Origin of the sequence: Gordonia sp. DT218 (genome assembly GCF_049847105.1) — a bacterium.
GTDB lineage: Bacteria > Actinomycetota > Actinomycetes > Mycobacteriales > Mycobacteriaceae > Gordonia.
On the sequence record NZ_JBNCNS010000007.1, the window covers coordinates 37,386 to 53,484 of the forward strand.

Here is a 16,099-nt window from a genome sequence, read left to right on the forward strand (position 1 = left end):
TGGCAAGTGCGCATTCTTCACACGGTGACCCGTCGAGCGCCGACGAGGCGGCCTCGCCGGCGCCACCTAGGCTGTACCGATGGCTCTCGTCCTCGGTCCGATCTTGCGTCACGTAGGTGAGACCACCGCAACGATCTGGGTTCAGACCGACGAACGTGCCGAGGTCGAGGTACTGGGCTGCCGTGCGTCGACGTTCGAGGTTCGGGGCTGCCACTACGCGCTGGTCGTGGTCGACGGTCTGACGCCGGGCTCGACCACCGAGTACCGACTTCACGTCAACGGGACGCAGGAGTGGCCGCACCAGGAGTCCCGCTACCCACCGAGCGTGATCCGGACCCGCGGAGCCGACCGTGACAAAAGTCTTCGGGTGGTCTTCGGGTCGTGTCGCTACCCCAAGACCGGCGACGCCGCGCTGGACGAAAAGCTCGGTTCGGATGCACTGGATTGCTACGCCACACGACTGACCGGGCAACCGGTGTCGGCGCTGCCCGACGTCGTGATCCTGCTCGGCGACCAGGTCTACGCCGACGAGCTGACCCCGGAGGCGCGTCGTCGCCTGGCCGGCCGCCGCAGCGGCTCGGTTCGTACCAAACGTCCACCCGACGAGGTTGTGAGCTTCACCGAGTACGAGGGGCTCTATCGGCACACGTGGGGCGATCCGGAGATCCGATGGCTCATGTCCACAGTGCCCATCGCGATGATCTTCGACGACCACGACATCCGCGACGACTGGAACACCTCCGCCGCGTGGCGTGCCTCGATGAGCTCCGTGCCGTGGTGGCGGGAACGGATTCGGGCGGGACTCGCCTCCTACTGGGTGTATCAGCATCTCGGCAATCTCAGTCCCACCGAACTCGCCGTCGACGACGATTACCGAAAGGTCGTCGACTCCACCGGTGACTGCTGGCCGCTGCTGGTCGCTCTCGCCGACCGGGCCGACGACGACGCCGACGGAGAAAAGGGTCTGCGGTTCAGTTACCGATGGGATCTGGGAACGGCCAGACTCGTCATGATCGACTCGCGCAACGGTCGAATCCTGTCGGGCGGTTCCCGAAAGATGTTGAGTGATCGGGAGTTCGCCTGGCTCGAGGAACAGATGACAGACGGTGTCGACCGAGTCGACCACCTGATCCTGGGGTCATCACTGCCGTGGCTGCTGCCCCCTGCGCTCGGTGACCTGCAGACGATCAACGAGATCGCGGCCAACCGCACCGGCCTCCGCGGACGGCTTGCCGAAAAGATTCGTCAGGCAACCGATTTCGAGCATTGGCCGGCGTTCATGGAGTCGTTCCGGAGGCTCAGCGACCTGATCATCGGCGTGGCCACGCAGTCCGGCCGTGCTCCTGCCACCGTCTGCGTTCTCTCCGGCGACGTACATCACAGCTATGTGGCACGGGCCGACCACCCCGGTACGACGGCGACCGCAGTTCACCAGCTGGTGTGCTCGCCTGTGCACAATCATGTCCCCGGATACGTCAAGCCGGTTCTGGAGCATGCGTGGTCGCCGCGAGCCGCTCGCCTGACCCGCGCGTGGGCCCGGCACCTCGGATCTCCCCCGCTGCCCATCAACTGGTCCGACGTCGGGGGTCCGTTTTTCGGCAACACCATCGCCACCCTGATGACCGACGGGCGTACCGCTCGGGTCGTCTTCGAACAGCCACGTGAAGGTGGAGAGCTTTCCGAGATCACGCGGGTGTCCCTCACCGACTGAGGCGGGTCTGCAGCCCTCCGTGGTCGGGTCGGCCGCGCCCCGACGTGTCGGTCATTCCGTCAGCACAACGCCCTTGCCGAGCAGCGTGCCGTCTTCCATGTCGCGGTGTGCCGTGGCGACCTCGTCGAATTGTAAAAATGACCGATCGGGACGGTGGCACGGCCGGCGGCAACGTCATCGAGAAACTGCCGAACGATCCCATCCCCCGCCGAAAATGCAACTCTGATCGGTTCAGGCCAAATGACCTGATTCGTATGAGAACCCAGCCGACCGCAGGTGTGGGAGGCGGAACCGAGCGGATGGTCAGAGATTCCGGCGGGCCCGGTGCATCGAGTAAGACGGCACGCATCATGATCCGCGCCTACGCGGGCGGGATGGATTGCCGACGGTCGACGATGGTTCACATCGTCAACCATTCGCTAGGGTGCAAAGCGTGAACACGGCAGCGCATCGATTCATCGTCGGCGACCAGGTCGCCATCTCCTACCGCACGTTCGGGGACGCTTCTGGCGGGGACGCTACTGGCGGGAATGCCTCCGGCCGACCACCGGTCGTCCTGCAGCACGGATTCGCGTCCAGTGGTGCACAGAACTGGATGGCGGCCGGACTGGTGGATGCTCTTGTGGCCGAAGGCCGTCAGGTGATATTGGTCGATGCGCGTGGGCACGGAGAATCGGATAAACCGCATGATTCCGCCAGTTACGGCGAGAGCCGCATGGCGCGGGACCTAGTGGAGTTGTTCGACTCGCTGGACCTGACCGAAGTGGATCTGGTCGGGTACTCGATGGGCGCGATCGTCTCATTGCTGACTGCGGTGCACGACAATCGGATTCGGCGGCTCGTCGTGGGCGGTGTCGGTGCGGGCGTGGTGGACCTCGGTGGTGTCGACACCAGGGTGATCGACCAGCGTGCCCTCGCCGACGCCCTGCGTGCCGACGACCCGGCGACCGTGACCGACCCGGCCGCCCGCCGATTCCGGCTGTTCGCCGACGCATCGGACAACGACCGGCTTGCGCTGGCGGCGCAGGCCGAGGCGGTCAACACCGAGCCGATCGCCTTCGAACAGATCTCGGTCCAGATCGCCGTGGTGATCGCCGGTGTCGACGACGATCTCGCGAATCGGCCCGAGGTCCTCGCGAAAAGGCTGTCGGCCACACTGATCCGAGTGCCCGGTGACCACCTGGGTGCGGTCCGGAACCCGGAGTTCCGGACCGCACTGCTAGACGCCCTCCGGTGACCCCTCGTCGCCGCGGTCAGCCGCGGTGCAGCGCGGCGAGTTCGCGTTGGATCATCGCTTCGTGGGCGAGTGCGTCCTCCCGGGCCCGGCGCGGATTCCACCGCCCGCTCAGCACAAAGATGAACGGCACGAACAAGATCTGGGCGACGACGCAGATCCACCACCAGATCTTCCACTGACCCGGGTTGTCCTTCTGGGCTTGTTGGACATCGGCCGCATGTTCGGCCAGGTACGCCTGATCCCCCGGCGGAATCGGGTCGGTGCTCAATTGTTGCAGGCGAGCCGCTGCCTCCCGCGGGGTCGCCGCGAGGCCCGCACCCATCAACTGCCCCACGGCGGCCACGCCTGCCCGCACATCGCGTGGATTCGCGGCCAGCGCGCTCAGGGTCGCCGGCTCGACGGCACTCGCGGTCGCGACTTGTTCCGGATACTCGGCGACGATGTGGGAGACCCGCGTTCCCTGGTCGACCAGAGTCGAGGTGGCCGGCACCACAAAGGTCAGCACAATGAGTGCCAGCGTCACCGTGATGCGAACAGTCCATCCCCAGATCGCCAGACCGGTCGCAGTGGCGGCCGGATTGTGGCGCTCGACGGTCTCGGTGAAACTGGCCATCCATGCGCAGTAGGCGATGCCGCCACCCACCGCGATGACCACGAGCACCAGTGCGAAGGTGTAATAGCTCGTATCGGCATGGGTGCTGAGCATCGCGAAGATCGCGGTGCCGATCACGGAGATCACGGTCCCGATGGCCATGAGCGGCTTGCGCACCCGGATCTTGTCGGAGACCACACCGGCGACGATGAGGGCGATCGCGTTGGCGATCCAATACCAGTTCGCCAGGGCGTTGGCACGAGCCTCCGAGTAGCCGAATGTGGTGGCGAAGTAGACGACGAAGAACCCGACCGCGATGTAATAGAACATGAGGAACAGGCTGATCGCGATCGCCGGTCCGACGATGTCGAACCGCATCATCTGGCGCCAATGCCCGCGCAGGGCGGTCTCGGTGTCGAGACCGCCGGCCCGCGCCTCGATCAGGGCCCGTTCGTTCAGGCTGACCATCAACTGGTCACGGAGCCCTGGCGACAATTCGCGGAGGCCGACCAGCGCGATCACCGCGACGATCAAACCGGCGATCCCGCAGACGTAGAACTGAAACCGCCAATCCGGGTGGTTGTCGAGTGTATTGCTCGACACCATGGTCACGACGAGACTGCCGAGCACGGGGCCCATCGTCCAGAATCCCATCGCTTGAGCACGTCCGACCTGCGGCGAGAAGTCCCGGATCAACGCAGGTGTCGCCACCAGGATCATGCCCTCGACAATGCTCAGCACAGCGAAGAAGATGATGTACCACAAGGTGTTCGGCGCATGTGGGAGCGCGAACAGCACCAGCAGGCCGGTGATGAACAGGCCGATGACCACCAGGTTGGCGCGGCCCCAACGATCCGCCAGGCCCGCCGCCAGAGATGCGAAGGCGCCCAGGAGGTTCCCGACGATCGAGACGACGACGAACTGGGTGAAGGTCATGCCGAACGACACGATGATCTTTGTCGCCACGGCGCCCTGGATGTAGAGCTGGTAGTACAAGATGACCGTCGCCAGCACCGTGATGGCCAGGTATCGGTATCGTGCCGCCGGGAGCGGATAGTGATCGAGCTTGCGGTCCCAGAGCGAGTGTAGACCGCCTGTCGGCGAGCCTGCGATTCGTTCCTTGTCTGGTTCTGCATTGGTCTGTGTCACGCGATTTCCCGTCTGCAAGGGTCGAATTGGGTCGGTCATATCCGGCAGGTCCGCGAAACCTGTTGTCCGGCTGTGGTTGTCGAGATGGTCGAGCTGGTGCGCGTCAGGGGGGTCATCGGGTGCCGCTCATTCCTCCGTCGACCGGTATGACCACTCCGGTGAGGTATGCCCCCGCCCGTGAGGACAGGAAGATCGCCGTACCGGCGATGTCGTCGGGCGTGCCGACTCGTCCGAGCGGCACGCCGGCTTCGACCTGGGAACGCATGTCCGGGTCGTCGAGCATGAACGCCATCATCTTCGACGGGAACGGTCCCGGCGCAATCGCGTTGACGGTGATCTGTTCCGGGGCCAGCGTGGCCGCCAGCTTGCGGGTGAGCATGTGGACGGCCGCCTTCGACGCTCCGTAGGAGAAGTTGTCGGTGTGGGAGACGACCATGCCGTCGATGGATCCGATGTTGATCACCCGTGCCGGTCCGTCGGAAGCGGCGGCACGGAGCAGCGGCAGCAGTGCCTGCGTCATCTCGAACACAGACGTGATGTTGAGATTGAGGACCTTCTCGAAGCCGTTCTGCGGGAACTCGTCGACTGGCGCACCCCAGGTGGCGCCCGCATTGTTGACGAGGACATCGACTCGATCGAATTCGTCTGCCACGAACCGGGACAACGCCTCGACACCGACCGGGGTCGACAGATCGGCGGCCAGGGCCGCCACATCGCCCGAGGCGGACAATTCGGTGAGCGCCTGCTCGCAGGCTTCTGCCTTGCGGGACGAGATGATCACGCGCGCTCCTGCCTGCAGGAAGCCCCGCGCGATCATCATCCCGATGCCGCGGGTTCCGCCGGTGACGACGACAGACTTCCCGGCGACGTCGAAGAGCGACATGGCCTGCCCGGGCTCCCGGGGCGGGGTCACGTCGACACCCGATCGCGAGTCGTCCCCTGGCCGGGGACTCGATGGTGCGGTCGCGCACCGATCCGTGAACAGCTCACGAAGGACACCACTTTCGTTGATGAGCGCGTCGCGACCGTCCGGGGCGGATGGGTGTGACGCAATGCGGCGGAACCGGACACTGTGATCTGAGTCCTATGAGATATAGTTGAAGTCGGCTTCATCTTCAAGTCTTTTGTCAGATCGGTGATCGAAGAATCTGTCCAGAATGGGGCTCCGTCGACCAGTAGGGTCGGGTACGTGAATCTCAACGGGGTAGGTATCTGGAGTTCGCCATTGCGCTACGGAGATCCGGGCGAAGCCGCGGACGCTGCATCGGAACTGGACGAACTGGGCTTCACGGCCCTGTGGATCCCCGATGTGGGTGGTCCGGTTCTCGACTCGGTCGCCAATCTGCTCGGCGCGACCACGAACGTCGTCATCGCGACCGGGATTCTCAACATGTGGATGCACGAGCCGCACGAGGTGGCTGCGGCGCATGCGCGACTGACGTCCGAGCACGGCCCCCGGTTCCTGCTCGGGCTCGGGATCAGCCACGCGCCCCTGATCGACGCGCAGGAAGCCGGGCGCTACCGAAAGCCGTTGGCTACCACGAAGGCCTTCCTGGACGGGCTCGACGACGCGGAGAATCCGGTCCCGACCGACAGTCGGGTGCTGGCGGCCCTCGGTCCCAAAATGCTCGCCCTGTCGGCCGAGCGCAGCCGTGGCGCGCACCCGTACCTGGTGACGCCGGAGCACACCGCGATCGCCCGAACGTCTCTCGGTGACGGTCCCCTGCTCGCACCGGAACAGACCGTGGTCCTGACCACCGATCGTGACGAGGCTCGCTCGATCGGCACCCCATGGCTGCGCGGCTATCTGGCAATGCCGAATTACGCGAACAACTTACGCCGCCTCGGCTTCTCCGACGACGATCTGGACTCCGTCAGCGACCGGCTCTTCGATGCGATCATCGCGTGGGGAGACGAGTCGGCCGTGCTCGCGCGGATCGACCAACACCGTGCCGCGGGCGCCGACCACGTCTGCCTGCAGGTGCTGCAGGCAGACCAGCGGGCGGTCCCACGCGCGCAGTGGCGGCGAATCGCCGACGCACTCCGGTAGGCCTCCCCTCTTCCCCTCCCACAACCCACCTCGCCCAGCCGCGACGGTTCCCGTCATCCGCGACGGCATTTCGGGGTCGCGGATGAGGGAAACCGTCGCGGCTGGGTTTTTGGGGTTGGGGGGAAGATGGGGGTTCGCGACTCAGAGTCGCAGGCCGAGGGTTCCCTCGGTCATCTTCGCCCGTAGGGCGCGCCGATCCGGTTTGCCGGTCGGGAACAGCGGGAGCTCGTCGAGACGCGCGGTGAACCAGGTGGTCGGCACCTTGTACCGGGACAGTTGGTCGCGGGTGCGACGATCCAGGTCGGCGGCATCGACCGCGCCGCCGGCCGGCACCACGAGAGCAACCACCTCCTCGCCTCGGGTCGGATGGTCGACTCCGACGACGAGGCAGTGCGCCACATCCGGGAACTCCTCGATGACGGCCTCGACCTCACGAGGTGACACGTTCGAACCCGCCGCCTTGATCATCTCGGTGTCGCGTCCCACGTAGAAGAGCCGCGGGTCGTCGGGGAGTTCGTAGACCTGGTCGCCGGTGCGGAACCACCCGTCTGGGTCGAAGACCTCCGACCGTTCCCGCTTGTTGTAACCGGCCATCACGCCGGTGCCTCGGATCCAGAGCTCGCCGATCGCGCCCACCGGGACCGCAGCACCGTCGCCGTCGACGATCCGCTTCTCGGTGGCCGCCCAACCGCCTGCGGTCTCGGTCATGGTGCGGTGGATCGGATGCCCTCGCGGTGAGTTGATCATGGCGATGTCGGCAGGGCCTTCGCGGAGGATCGGGGCGCGCGACAGGTCACGATCGTCGAACGACGGGTCGCCCCGCAACTGCTGGAGGAACGCCGGCCACCCGACATACCCGGTGGCCTGTTCTCGCTCGATGAGGTCGAGTGCGGGGCCGGGATCGTGACGAGGAATCGTCAGCACCGTCGCCGGGGCGTGCAGGGCTCCGGCGGCGGCAAGAATGCCGCCGATCCAGAACACCGGCATCGCGCACAACACGACCGGCATGGCAGCCCCGCCGTTGCTCGCCTGCAGCATCTGGACCCACTGTGAGGTCTGCCGAACGACGGTGCCGTGGGTGTGCACCACCCCTTTGGGCAGTGCGGTGGAGCCCGATGTGTGGATCATCAGGGCGACGTCGGCGGGCGAGACCTCGCTCTCGACGGAGTCGAGAAGTGCCCGCTCGACCAACGACGTGTCGTCGGGCCGCCAGTGGGTCGCCCACGACCGATCGGATCGACCGGTGAGGACGATGTCGCGCAGGAAGGGAGTGGCGGTGAGCCGGATCCGACCGGCGCGCTGACCGTCGAGACCGGACAGTGCGGCCTCGAGTTTGTCGGGGATGTCGACGCCGAGGATCTCGGTCGGCGCGACCAGCACCTGTACGTCCGCGAGGCGCAGCACCCGCGCCAGCTCGGCCGGCGGATACAGGGTGCTCAGCGGCACGGCGACCGCGCCGATCCGGCTGACGGCCAGCCACCAGACGGTCCATTCGACGCCGCTGGTGAAGAACAGACCGACCCGGCAGCCTTTGCCGACGTGCCGGGTGAGCAGCCACCGTGCAACCAGCGCAGAGCGCTCCTCGGCCTCGGCATAGGTCATGCGGTCACTGGGTGAGACGGTGTAGTCGACGTCCCCGAACTCCCGCGACGCCCGGTTGAGCAACGCTGCGATAGTCGGGCGGTCCACCTCGTCATCACTCGCCATTGTTCCCCCGGTTGTCGAAGCGATTGTCGGTTCTTGTAAGACCGTAGGTGATCTATCACCGAGCGATGCCCACCATCGCTCGCATTGGTGGGCACCCAGCCTCATCCGGCGCGATACTGGTAAAGCTGAGGCAAGCAGACCGATGTGGTGCGTGACCGAAACTGAAGACGAAGGCAGGATTATGAGCGCGGAGCAGCCGACCATCATCTATACACTGACCGACGAGGCGCCGATGCTCGCGACGCAGGCTTTTCTGCCGGTCATCCGCGCTTTTGCCGATGCGGCCGACATCAACGTCGAGACCAGTGACATCTCGGTGGCGGCCCGGATCCTCGCCGAGTTCTCCGACTACCTCACCGAGGAGCAGCGGCTACCGGACAACCTGGGCGAGCTCGGTCGCCTCACTCAGGATCCGGCCACCAACATCATCAAGCTGCCGAACATCAGCGCCTCGGTTCCGCAGTTGCTGGCCGCGATCAAGGAGCTCCAGGAGAAGGGGTACGCGATCCCCGACTTCACCGGGAACCCGAAGACCGACGACGAGGCAAGGATCCGGGATCGGTACACCAAGTGCTTGGGCAGTGCCGTGAATCCGGTGCTGCGTGAGGGCAATTCCGACCGGCGCGCCCCCAAGGCCGTCAAGGCGTACGCGCGTAAGCATCCCCACAGCATGGGTGAGTGGTCGATGGCATCGCGGACGCATGTCGCGCATATGACTGAAGGCGACTTCTACCACGGTGAGAAGTCGATGACCGTCGACGGCGACCGCGAGGTCAAGATGGAGCTGATCACCGAGGGCGGCGAGACACTCGTGCTCAAGCCGAAGGTGAAACTCGACGACGGCGACGTGATCGACAGCATGTTCATGAGCAAGACGGCGCTGGTCGAGTTCTACGAAGATCAGATCGAGGACGCCTACAAGACCGGCGTCATGTTCTCCCTGCACGTCAAGGCGACCATGATGCGTGTCTCGCATCCCATCGTGTTCGGTCACGCCGTGAAGGTTTTCTACAAGGATGCCTTCGCCAAGCACGGTGAACTGTTCGACGAACTGGGCGTCAACGTCAACAACGGTTTGTCGGATCTGTACAGCAAGATCGAGTCGCTGCCGAGTGCGCAGCGCGAAGAGATCATCGATGACCTGCACAAGTGCCACGAGCACCGTCCTGAGCTGGCGATGGTCGACTCGGCGCGTGGCATCTCGAACTTTCACTCCCCCAGCGATGTCATCGTTGACGCTTCGATGCCCGCGATGATCCGCGCGGGCGGCAAGATGTACGGCGCGGACGGCCGTATGAAGGACACCAAGGCCGTCAATCCGGAGTCGACCTTCGCGCGCATCTACCAGGAGATGATCAACTTCTGTAAGACCAACGGCGCGTTCGATCCGACGACCATGGGTACCGTGCCCAATGTGGGCCTCATGGCACAGAAGGCCGAGGAGTACGGGTCCCACGACAAGACGTTCGAGGTTCCCCAGACGGGCGTCGCAAACATCACCGACATCGCGACCGGTGAAGTCCTGCTGACGCAGAACGTCGAGGAGGGGGACATCTGGCGGTTGTGCATCGTGAAGGATGCCCCGATCCGCGATTGGGTCAAACTTGCCGTCACGCGTGCACGGGATTCGGGTATGCCGGTGCTGTTCTGGCTCGATCCTTACCGTCCGCACGAGAACGAGCTGATCGCCAAGGTGAACACCTATCTGAAGGACGAGGACACCGACGGTCTCGACATCCAGATCATGTCGCAGGTCCGAGCGATGCGGTACACGCTCGAACGGGTGATCCGCGGGATGGACACCATCGCCGCGACCGGGAACATCTTGCGCGACTACTTGACCGACCTGTTCCCGATCCTCGAACTGGGTACCAGCGCCAAGATGCTCTCGATCGTGCCACTGATGGCCGGTGGCGGTCTGTACGAGACCGGAGCCGGTGGTTCGGCACCCAAGCACGTCAAGCAGCTCCTCGAGGAGAACCACCTGCGCTGGGATTCGCTCGGTGAGTTCCTGGCGCTGGCGGTCAGTCTGGAAGATCTCGGGAAGAAGACCGGGGACAAGCGCGCCGAGATCCTGGCGAAGACACTGGACGCGGCGACCGGCAAGCTGCTGGAGAACGACAAGGGTCCGTCGCGTACGTCCGGTGAACTCGACAATCGTGGGAGCCAGTACTACCTCGCGATGTACTGGGCGCAGGAGCTGGCCGCGCAGACCGACGACGAGGAACTCCGGAAGCGCTTCGGCCCGCTGGCCGACACGCTGGCCGAGAACGAGGACACCATCGTCGCGGAATTGAACGAGGTGCAGGGCGCCTCGGTGGACATCGGGGGCTATTACGCACCCGACCCCGAGATGACCGCTGCCGTGATGCGTCCGAGCAAGACCTTCAACGAGGCGCTGGAGTCGGCACGAGGCTGACGACCACTTCGCATGACCATCTGTGAGTCCGCACGCCTCTCCGGCGTGCGGACTCACAGCGCCTGCGGGGGCAGGTGAACTCGACGCGGCCGGTCAGATGATGCTCGCCACCAGGATTGGATGCCGCCCGCGCGGCCTGTGTTCCCGACTCTTTACTCGCGGAGACGTCGACCGGAATCTCGCACGCCGGTCGCGGACCGAAGACAGTGCATGGCACGCACCCGTAGGCTCGACGTCACCATCCCTTCGACGTGAGCGAGCGGCCACATGAGCGAATACGACGACTGGAACACCCAGATAATCAACGAGTTCCGGGCGAACGAAGGCAAGGTCGGCGGCAACTTCGAGGGAGCTCCGATGCTGTTGCTCCACCACGTCGGACGTAAATCCGGCCGGGAGACCGTCACACCGATGATGTACCTGCCCGATGAGAAGGATGACGCCACCATGTACGTCTTCGCATCGAAGGCGGGCGCGCCGAGCAATCCGGCCTGGTACTACAACGCCACCACGGCCGGGCGGGCCCAGATCGAACTCGGCACCGACACGCAGGCGGTCTCGGTGACCGAAGTGACCGGCGAAGACCGCGATCGTATCTACGCAGAACAGGCCCGGCGCTACCCGGGATTCGCGGACTACGAGAAGAAGACCGCCGGGGTTCGCACCATTCCGGTCCTCGCGTTCCGCCGTAGCTGAGATGTGACTCCGGTCAGTGGACTCCGGAGGCCTCGGCCGGCCGCGCCTCGGGTGACACAGCGACGTCGGCGGAGCGTCTGATCAGGAGGGCGGGAGTGGCGAGCAAGGCGACTCCCGCCACCACCAAGGCTGTGCGAGGAGTGGTGATCGTCGCGAGCAGCCCGCCGGCGGCCGTGAGCGCCGCGATGCACAGGCTGGTGCTGATCGACCACGCCGCGATCACCCGAGAGAGTTGCTCGGTCTCGATGAGTTGTTGTCGGTAGGTGACGTATACCGGGTTGAACACGCTGCAGCAGACGATCAGACCCAGCTCGACGACCATGACGACTGCCAGGCCGCCGAGGCCGGGTCCCACCACCGCGAGACCGATCGGCCACCATGCGCGCAGCACGCCGGTGACCAGCAACGCCCTGGATTGGCCCAGCCGGTGGACGACGGCGCCTGCCAGCCGCGATCCGATGAGTCCGCCGACGCACGGCAATGAGAACGCCAGACCGTATTGCCACATCGGGAAGCTCAGTTGGCCGAGCATCAGAACGGCGAGGACGGGTTCCCCGGCCATGATGAGACCGTTGACCAACACGGTGTTGGCGAACAACCGTCGCAGGGTGCGCTGACCGACGATGATGCGCCAGCCGTCGGCGAGATCGGTCAACCGTGCCGGGGTCGCCCTTTTCCGCTGCGGCTCCGACGAGCCCATGGCAGCGACCCCCAGTGCGGAGAGCAGATAGCTCATCGCGTCGACGCAGATCGTCACGAACGGACCGAACAGTCCTATCAGCGCACCGCCCAACGTGGGACCGACGACGGTCGCCGACCATCTCGTCGACTCGAATCGGCTGTTCGCGGTCAGCAGGTCGTCTCTATGTACGAGCGTCTTGACCAGGGGCCCGCTCGCCGCGTCGGACGCGATCCTCGACGCTGTCGCGACCACGGAGACCGCGATCAGCTGGCCGATCGTCAACACCCCGAACGCGTATGCGATCGGCAGCGATGCGAATGCGCACAGCCGGATCAGGTCCGCGGCGATCATCACGGGCCGCTTGCGACGGAACTCCACCCACGGGCCCACGGGCACGGCGACCACCGCGCCCACCGCGAGGCCCGCCGCGGACAACGCGGCAACCTCCGCCGGGCCCGCGTCCAACACAGTGATCGCGACAACCGACAGCGCGCCGAATCCGATCCAGGTGCCGAAGGTGCTGACCGCATAGGCCGCCCACAAGCACTCGAACTGTCGCCCGAGAGCGCGCCGGATCCCCATGCCGACCCCCTTCCGCTTGCCAACCGGGTCCGAATCACGACCGATGAAACGCCGATGCAGACGGACACACAAACAACCGGGCGATCGGCGCGGCACAACCATTGGTTGTTCATTACCGTGGGTCGCATGGACCTTGACGGGGTACGCACCTTCGTCGCGATCGTCGATGCCGGACAGTTCCAGGCGGCCGCCGACCGTCTCTCCATCACTCAGCAGGCGGTGTCGAAACGCATGGCGGCCCTCGAACGCGGCCTGGGAGTACAACTGCTCACGCGTAACGCCCGCGGCGTCGGCCTCAGCGTCGACGGGCAAGCCCTGCTCCCCCACGCTCGTGAGTTGCTGCGGGCCGAGGACCGTGCGCTGGCGTCGGTCACACCGCAGCGCCGTCCCCTGCGTGTCGACGTCATCAACCGACGCATCGCACCGGCCGTTCGGGTGCACGCCTTCTATCGGCAGCACCCCGACATCACGCTCGACGTGGTCGCCCTTCCCGACATCGACACCGACGCGGCCTTCGCGGCCGTCGCCAATGGAACCGTCGACGCCACGTTCCGGACCGTGTGGAACACGAAGCGATTGCCACGAACGCTCCGCTCGGCTCATGTCATCGACGATGCCCACCAGTTACTCGTCGGACCCTGGCATCCATTGGCCGACAACGACGTCATCGTACTGGCCGAGCTGGAACGGCATCGGGTCTGGATGCCCGGCCTGCCCTCGACGACCGACTGGGGTGCGTACTACTCCGAGCTCGCCACCACGTTCGGACTCCGGATCGACGTGCTCGGGCCGAACTTCGGCGGTGAAGTGCTCCTCGCCGAGATCGCCGACTCACCAGATCTCTCCACTTTCGTCGGCGAAGGTTCACGCTATCTCTGGCCGGCACACTATGACCTCCGACGAATCCCCATCGTCGACCCGACACCCGTCTATCCGATGTCGATCGTATGGGCGCGCGACAACCCCAACGAGTCGCTGGATGCGCTTGTCGCCCATCTGCAGACAGCTCACGCCGACAACCCGGTTCACAACGCCTGGGTGCCGCCTCGATGGAAGGAAACCCTCTGAGCGCGCCTACCGCATCGACGATCGCCACCGACAGGGTCCCGCGCTGTGGCCGTGAACAGTGCGTATCGGCATCTGAGTAGTCAACCGCACCGCACTCGGGTAGCGCGCTACTCGTGCCCGAACTCAGCCGCGTTGTCATGGTGATCTTGTCCGACAAGGGATGCAATGAACGAGGAGATATCCGGTGAAACGTCTGGTGGTGTGCTGCGACGGCACGTGGAAATCGTCGAAGGACCCGCGGATCTCCAACATCGAGAAGATCGCGCGAGCCATCACGACCCGACCAGACGACGACACGATCCAGTTGGTGCATTACTGCAGTGGCGTCGGTACCGGCGGAACCTGGTATGACCGCTTGCTGGGCGGCGCGCTGGGACGCGGCCTGGACATCAACCTGATCGACGCCTATCGGTTCCTCGCCTTGAATTACGAGCCGGGTGATGAGATCTATGTCTTCGGATTCAGCCGCGGTGCTTACACCGCGCGCAGTCTGGTCGGCATGATCGCGAGGGTCGGATTGCTCACGGGCGACAACCTCGCGTGCCCGCCCGCGTCGTCGTCGAACCTTCTGGATGATGCGCTGGAGGCGTACCGGGCTCAGGGCGCCAGTCGGGAGGCCCAGCAGCGAGCCATTCACAAGTACACGTACGGATTCGCAACACCGGACGGGCGCCCCCGCATCACGTTCATCGGGGTCTTCGACACCGTCGGCGCCCTGGGAATCCCGGGGGTGACCCGATCCAATTACGCCTTCCACGATGTCGAGCTCAGTGACCAGGTCGACTGCGCACGCCAGGCGCTGGCCATCGACGAGCGACGCCTGACGTTCGAGCCGTGCGTGTGGGAGAAGAAGGCCGACCCCGCCACCGATCTGCAGCAGGTCTGGTTCGAAGGTGTCCATTCGGACATCGGTGGCGGTCTCGATCGGTCGGCGCCGTCGGATCTCACGCTCGCGTGGATGGTCTCCGAGGCCGCGGGGCAGGGACTCCGATTCGATCGTGACCGCCTTCCTGGCGCGCGGACCGAGAGACCGACCGTCGAGGACGTCTGCTATGCCCCCCACAACTCGTTGACGTGGGCCTATCGATTCGTCAACGTGCTCAGACTCTGCTTGGGTGTCAGGCGGGATGGTGCACAGGTGCAGCGGCACAAGGGCCAATCGCGGTTGCTCGAGGTCGCGAAGGACCCGGCCACCCCGATGTACCTCGCGAGGCCGGCGCTTACGCGCTGGAAGGGGCAAGCGCGACGCGCGAAGCAGGCGAAGAACATCTCCTGGTGGGCCGAGTTGATCGGATCGGGCGCCCTGGAGGATCGTGTCGTGACCATCCCCGAACTCGGGGAGAACCTCGACCTCTTGCCAATCGCCACATCAGATTTCGAGGTAATCGGACAGAATCCCGCGCCGGCGCGCGACGTGACACCTGGCAGTCGGGTCACGGGGTGCGGCGAACACGCAGACGTGCCGGTCAGAACGCCGTAGCATCCAAGAGCATGATCAAACGCTCGCTACTGGTTCTCCTCGGCGTGGCCATGGTCGGCGCCGCGACCCTGACGGCGCAGGCCCCGCGAGCGGAGGCGCAGGCGTGCCCCGGCGTGGAGGTCGTGTTCGCGCGCGGCACCGCCGAACCCGCGCCGCCCGTCGGGTTGACCGGTCTTGCCTTCGACGCGGCCCTCCGGACCCAACTGGCCGGCAAATCGGTGGCCGTTTACGGGGTGAATTATCCGGCGAGCAGCAACTTCAACAACCGATTGGCGTTCGCCCAGACCGTCGTGAGCGGCGTGAACAACGCGCAGGCACGCGTCAAGTACATGGCCTCGAGGTGCCCGGGAACCAAGATTGTCCTCGGCGGCTATTCGCAGGGCGCCGTGGTGGCGGGCTACGCAACCAATGCAGGCATCTCGCTGCCGCCGCGATATGCGCAGTACACGTCCAAGATCCCGCCGCCCTTGCCCGCGGCGGCCGCGAGCAAGGTCGTGGCCATCGTCATGTTCGGCCCGCCGTCGGATCGTTTTCTCCGTGACGTCGGGGCGCCCCCGATCAAGATCGATCCGCGGCTCGCGACCCGGACGGTCCGCTACTGCATCCCGGGCGACACCATCTGCAACGGCGCCCCCGTCGGACAGCCCAACGGTCTGCACGTTCTCTACACGGTGAACGGCATGACCTTCGACGCCGCGCGATATGTCGCCGCTCGCGTGTAGGCGC

At 65.4% G+C, this 16,099-nt stretch carries 13 protein-coding genes; 9 read left to right on the forward strand and 4 right to left on the reverse strand.

From position 1 onward, the window contains the following. Positions 1 to 79: 79 nt before the first annotated feature. The 3 genes from ACPXCG_RS21725 to ACPXCG_RS21735 all read left to right on the forward strand — a co-directional run bounded on the left by ACPXCG_RS21725 (position 80) and on the right by ACPXCG_RS21735 (position 2,948). Positions 80 to 1,711, forward strand: coding sequence for an alkaline phosphatase D family protein (locus ACPXCG_RS21725; RefSeq protein WP_425794329.1), 1,632 nt, complete (start codon positions 80 to 82; stop codon positions 1,709 to 1,711). A 137-nt stretch (positions 1,712 to 1,848) separates the two neighbouring features. Continuing rightward, positions 1,849 to 2,148: a hypothetical protein gene (locus ACPXCG_RS21730; protein WP_425794330.1), complete on the forward strand. Its 300-nt coding sequence runs from the start codon at positions 1,849 to 1,851 to the stop codon at positions 2,146 to 2,148. Continuing rightward, positions 2,145 to 2,948 (forward strand): alpha/beta fold hydrolase, encoded by an 804-nt coding sequence (locus ACPXCG_RS21735; RefSeq protein ID WP_425794331.1) that lies wholly within the window; start codon positions 2,145 to 2,147, stop codon positions 2,946 to 2,948. Before ACPXCG_RS21730 ends, ACPXCG_RS21735 begins: the two co-directional genes overlap by 4 nt. Positions 2,949 to 2,964: 16 nt before the next feature. Here ACPXCG_RS21735 and ACPXCG_RS21740 read toward each other — a convergent pair whose 3' ends face one another. Next, a complete protein-coding gene (locus tag ACPXCG_RS21740; RefSeq protein ID WP_425794333.1) occupies positions 2,965 to 4,689 on the reverse strand; it encodes an MFS transporter in 1,725 nt (574 codons plus the stop codon). A 112-nt stretch (positions 4,690 to 4,801) separates the two neighbouring features. Further along, entirely contained in the window at positions 4,802 to 5,572 is a 771-nt protein-coding gene (locus ACPXCG_RS21745; RefSeq protein WP_425794517.1) for a glucose 1-dehydrogenase, read from the reverse strand. A gap of 306 nt (positions 5,573 to 5,878) precedes the next feature. Between ACPXCG_RS21745 and ACPXCG_RS21750 the strand changes: the two genes are divergently transcribed. Continuing rightward, positions 5,879 to 6,739, forward strand: a complete 861-nt coding sequence (locus ACPXCG_RS21750; RefSeq protein ID WP_425794334.1) for an LLM class F420-dependent oxidoreductase — start codon at positions 5,879 to 5,881, stop codon at positions 6,737 to 6,739. A gap of 141 nt (positions 6,740 to 6,880) precedes the next feature. On the opposite strand, the gene ACPXCG_RS21755 is transcribed toward ACPXCG_RS21750, so the two are convergent. After that, positions 6,881 to 8,446 carry a class I adenylate-forming enzyme family protein gene (locus ACPXCG_RS21755; protein ID WP_425794335.1) on the reverse strand — a complete coding sequence of 522 codons (1,566 nt, stop codon included), beginning with the start codon at positions 8,444 to 8,446 and terminating at the stop codon, positions 6,881 to 6,883. 181 nt (positions 8,447 to 8,627) lie between these two features. Here ACPXCG_RS21755 and ACPXCG_RS21760 point away from each other — a divergent pair, with 181 nt between their 5' ends. Together ACPXCG_RS21760 and ACPXCG_RS21765 are read left to right on the forward strand one after the other, a co-directional pair. Then, positions 8,628 to 10,865 (forward strand): NADP-dependent isocitrate dehydrogenase, encoded by a 2,238-nt coding sequence (locus tag ACPXCG_RS21760; RefSeq protein ID WP_425794336.1) that lies wholly within the window; start codon positions 8,628 to 8,630, stop codon positions 10,863 to 10,865. A 267-nt stretch (positions 10,866 to 11,132) separates the two neighbouring features. After that, positions 11,133 to 11,561, forward strand: a complete 429-nt coding sequence (locus tag ACPXCG_RS21765) for a nitroreductase/quinone reductase family protein (protein ID WP_425794338.1) — start codon at positions 11,133 to 11,135, stop codon at positions 11,559 to 11,561. 13 nt (positions 11,562 to 11,574) lie between these two features. On the opposite strand, the gene ACPXCG_RS21770 is transcribed toward ACPXCG_RS21765, so the two are convergent. After that, positions 11,575 to 12,825, reverse strand: a complete 1,251-nt coding sequence (locus tag ACPXCG_RS21770) for an MFS transporter (RefSeq protein ID WP_425794339.1) — start codon at positions 12,823 to 12,825, stop codon at positions 11,575 to 11,577. A gap of 126 nt (positions 12,826 to 12,951) precedes the next feature. Between ACPXCG_RS21770 and ACPXCG_RS21775 the strand changes: the two genes are divergently transcribed. From ACPXCG_RS21775 to ACPXCG_RS21785, 3 genes are all read left to right on the forward strand, one after another. Then, the gene (locus ACPXCG_RS21775; RefSeq protein WP_425794341.1) at positions 12,952 to 13,893 is read left to right on the forward strand and encodes a LysR family transcriptional regulator; all 942 of its coding nucleotides are present in this window, start codon (positions 12,952 to 12,954) and stop codon (positions 13,891 to 13,893) included. A gap of 184 nt (positions 13,894 to 14,077) precedes the next feature. After that, positions 14,078 to 15,373 (forward strand): DUF2235 domain-containing protein, encoded by a 1,296-nt coding sequence (locus ACPXCG_RS21780; RefSeq protein ID WP_425794342.1) that lies wholly within the window; start codon positions 14,078 to 14,080, stop codon positions 15,371 to 15,373. Positions 15,374 to 15,384: 11 nt separating this feature from the next. Beyond that, positions 15,385 to 16,095, forward strand: coding sequence for a cutinase family protein (locus ACPXCG_RS21785; RefSeq protein WP_425794343.1), 711 nt, complete (start codon positions 15,385 to 15,387; stop codon positions 16,093 to 16,095). Positions 16,096 to 16,099: the final 4 nt, after the last annotated feature.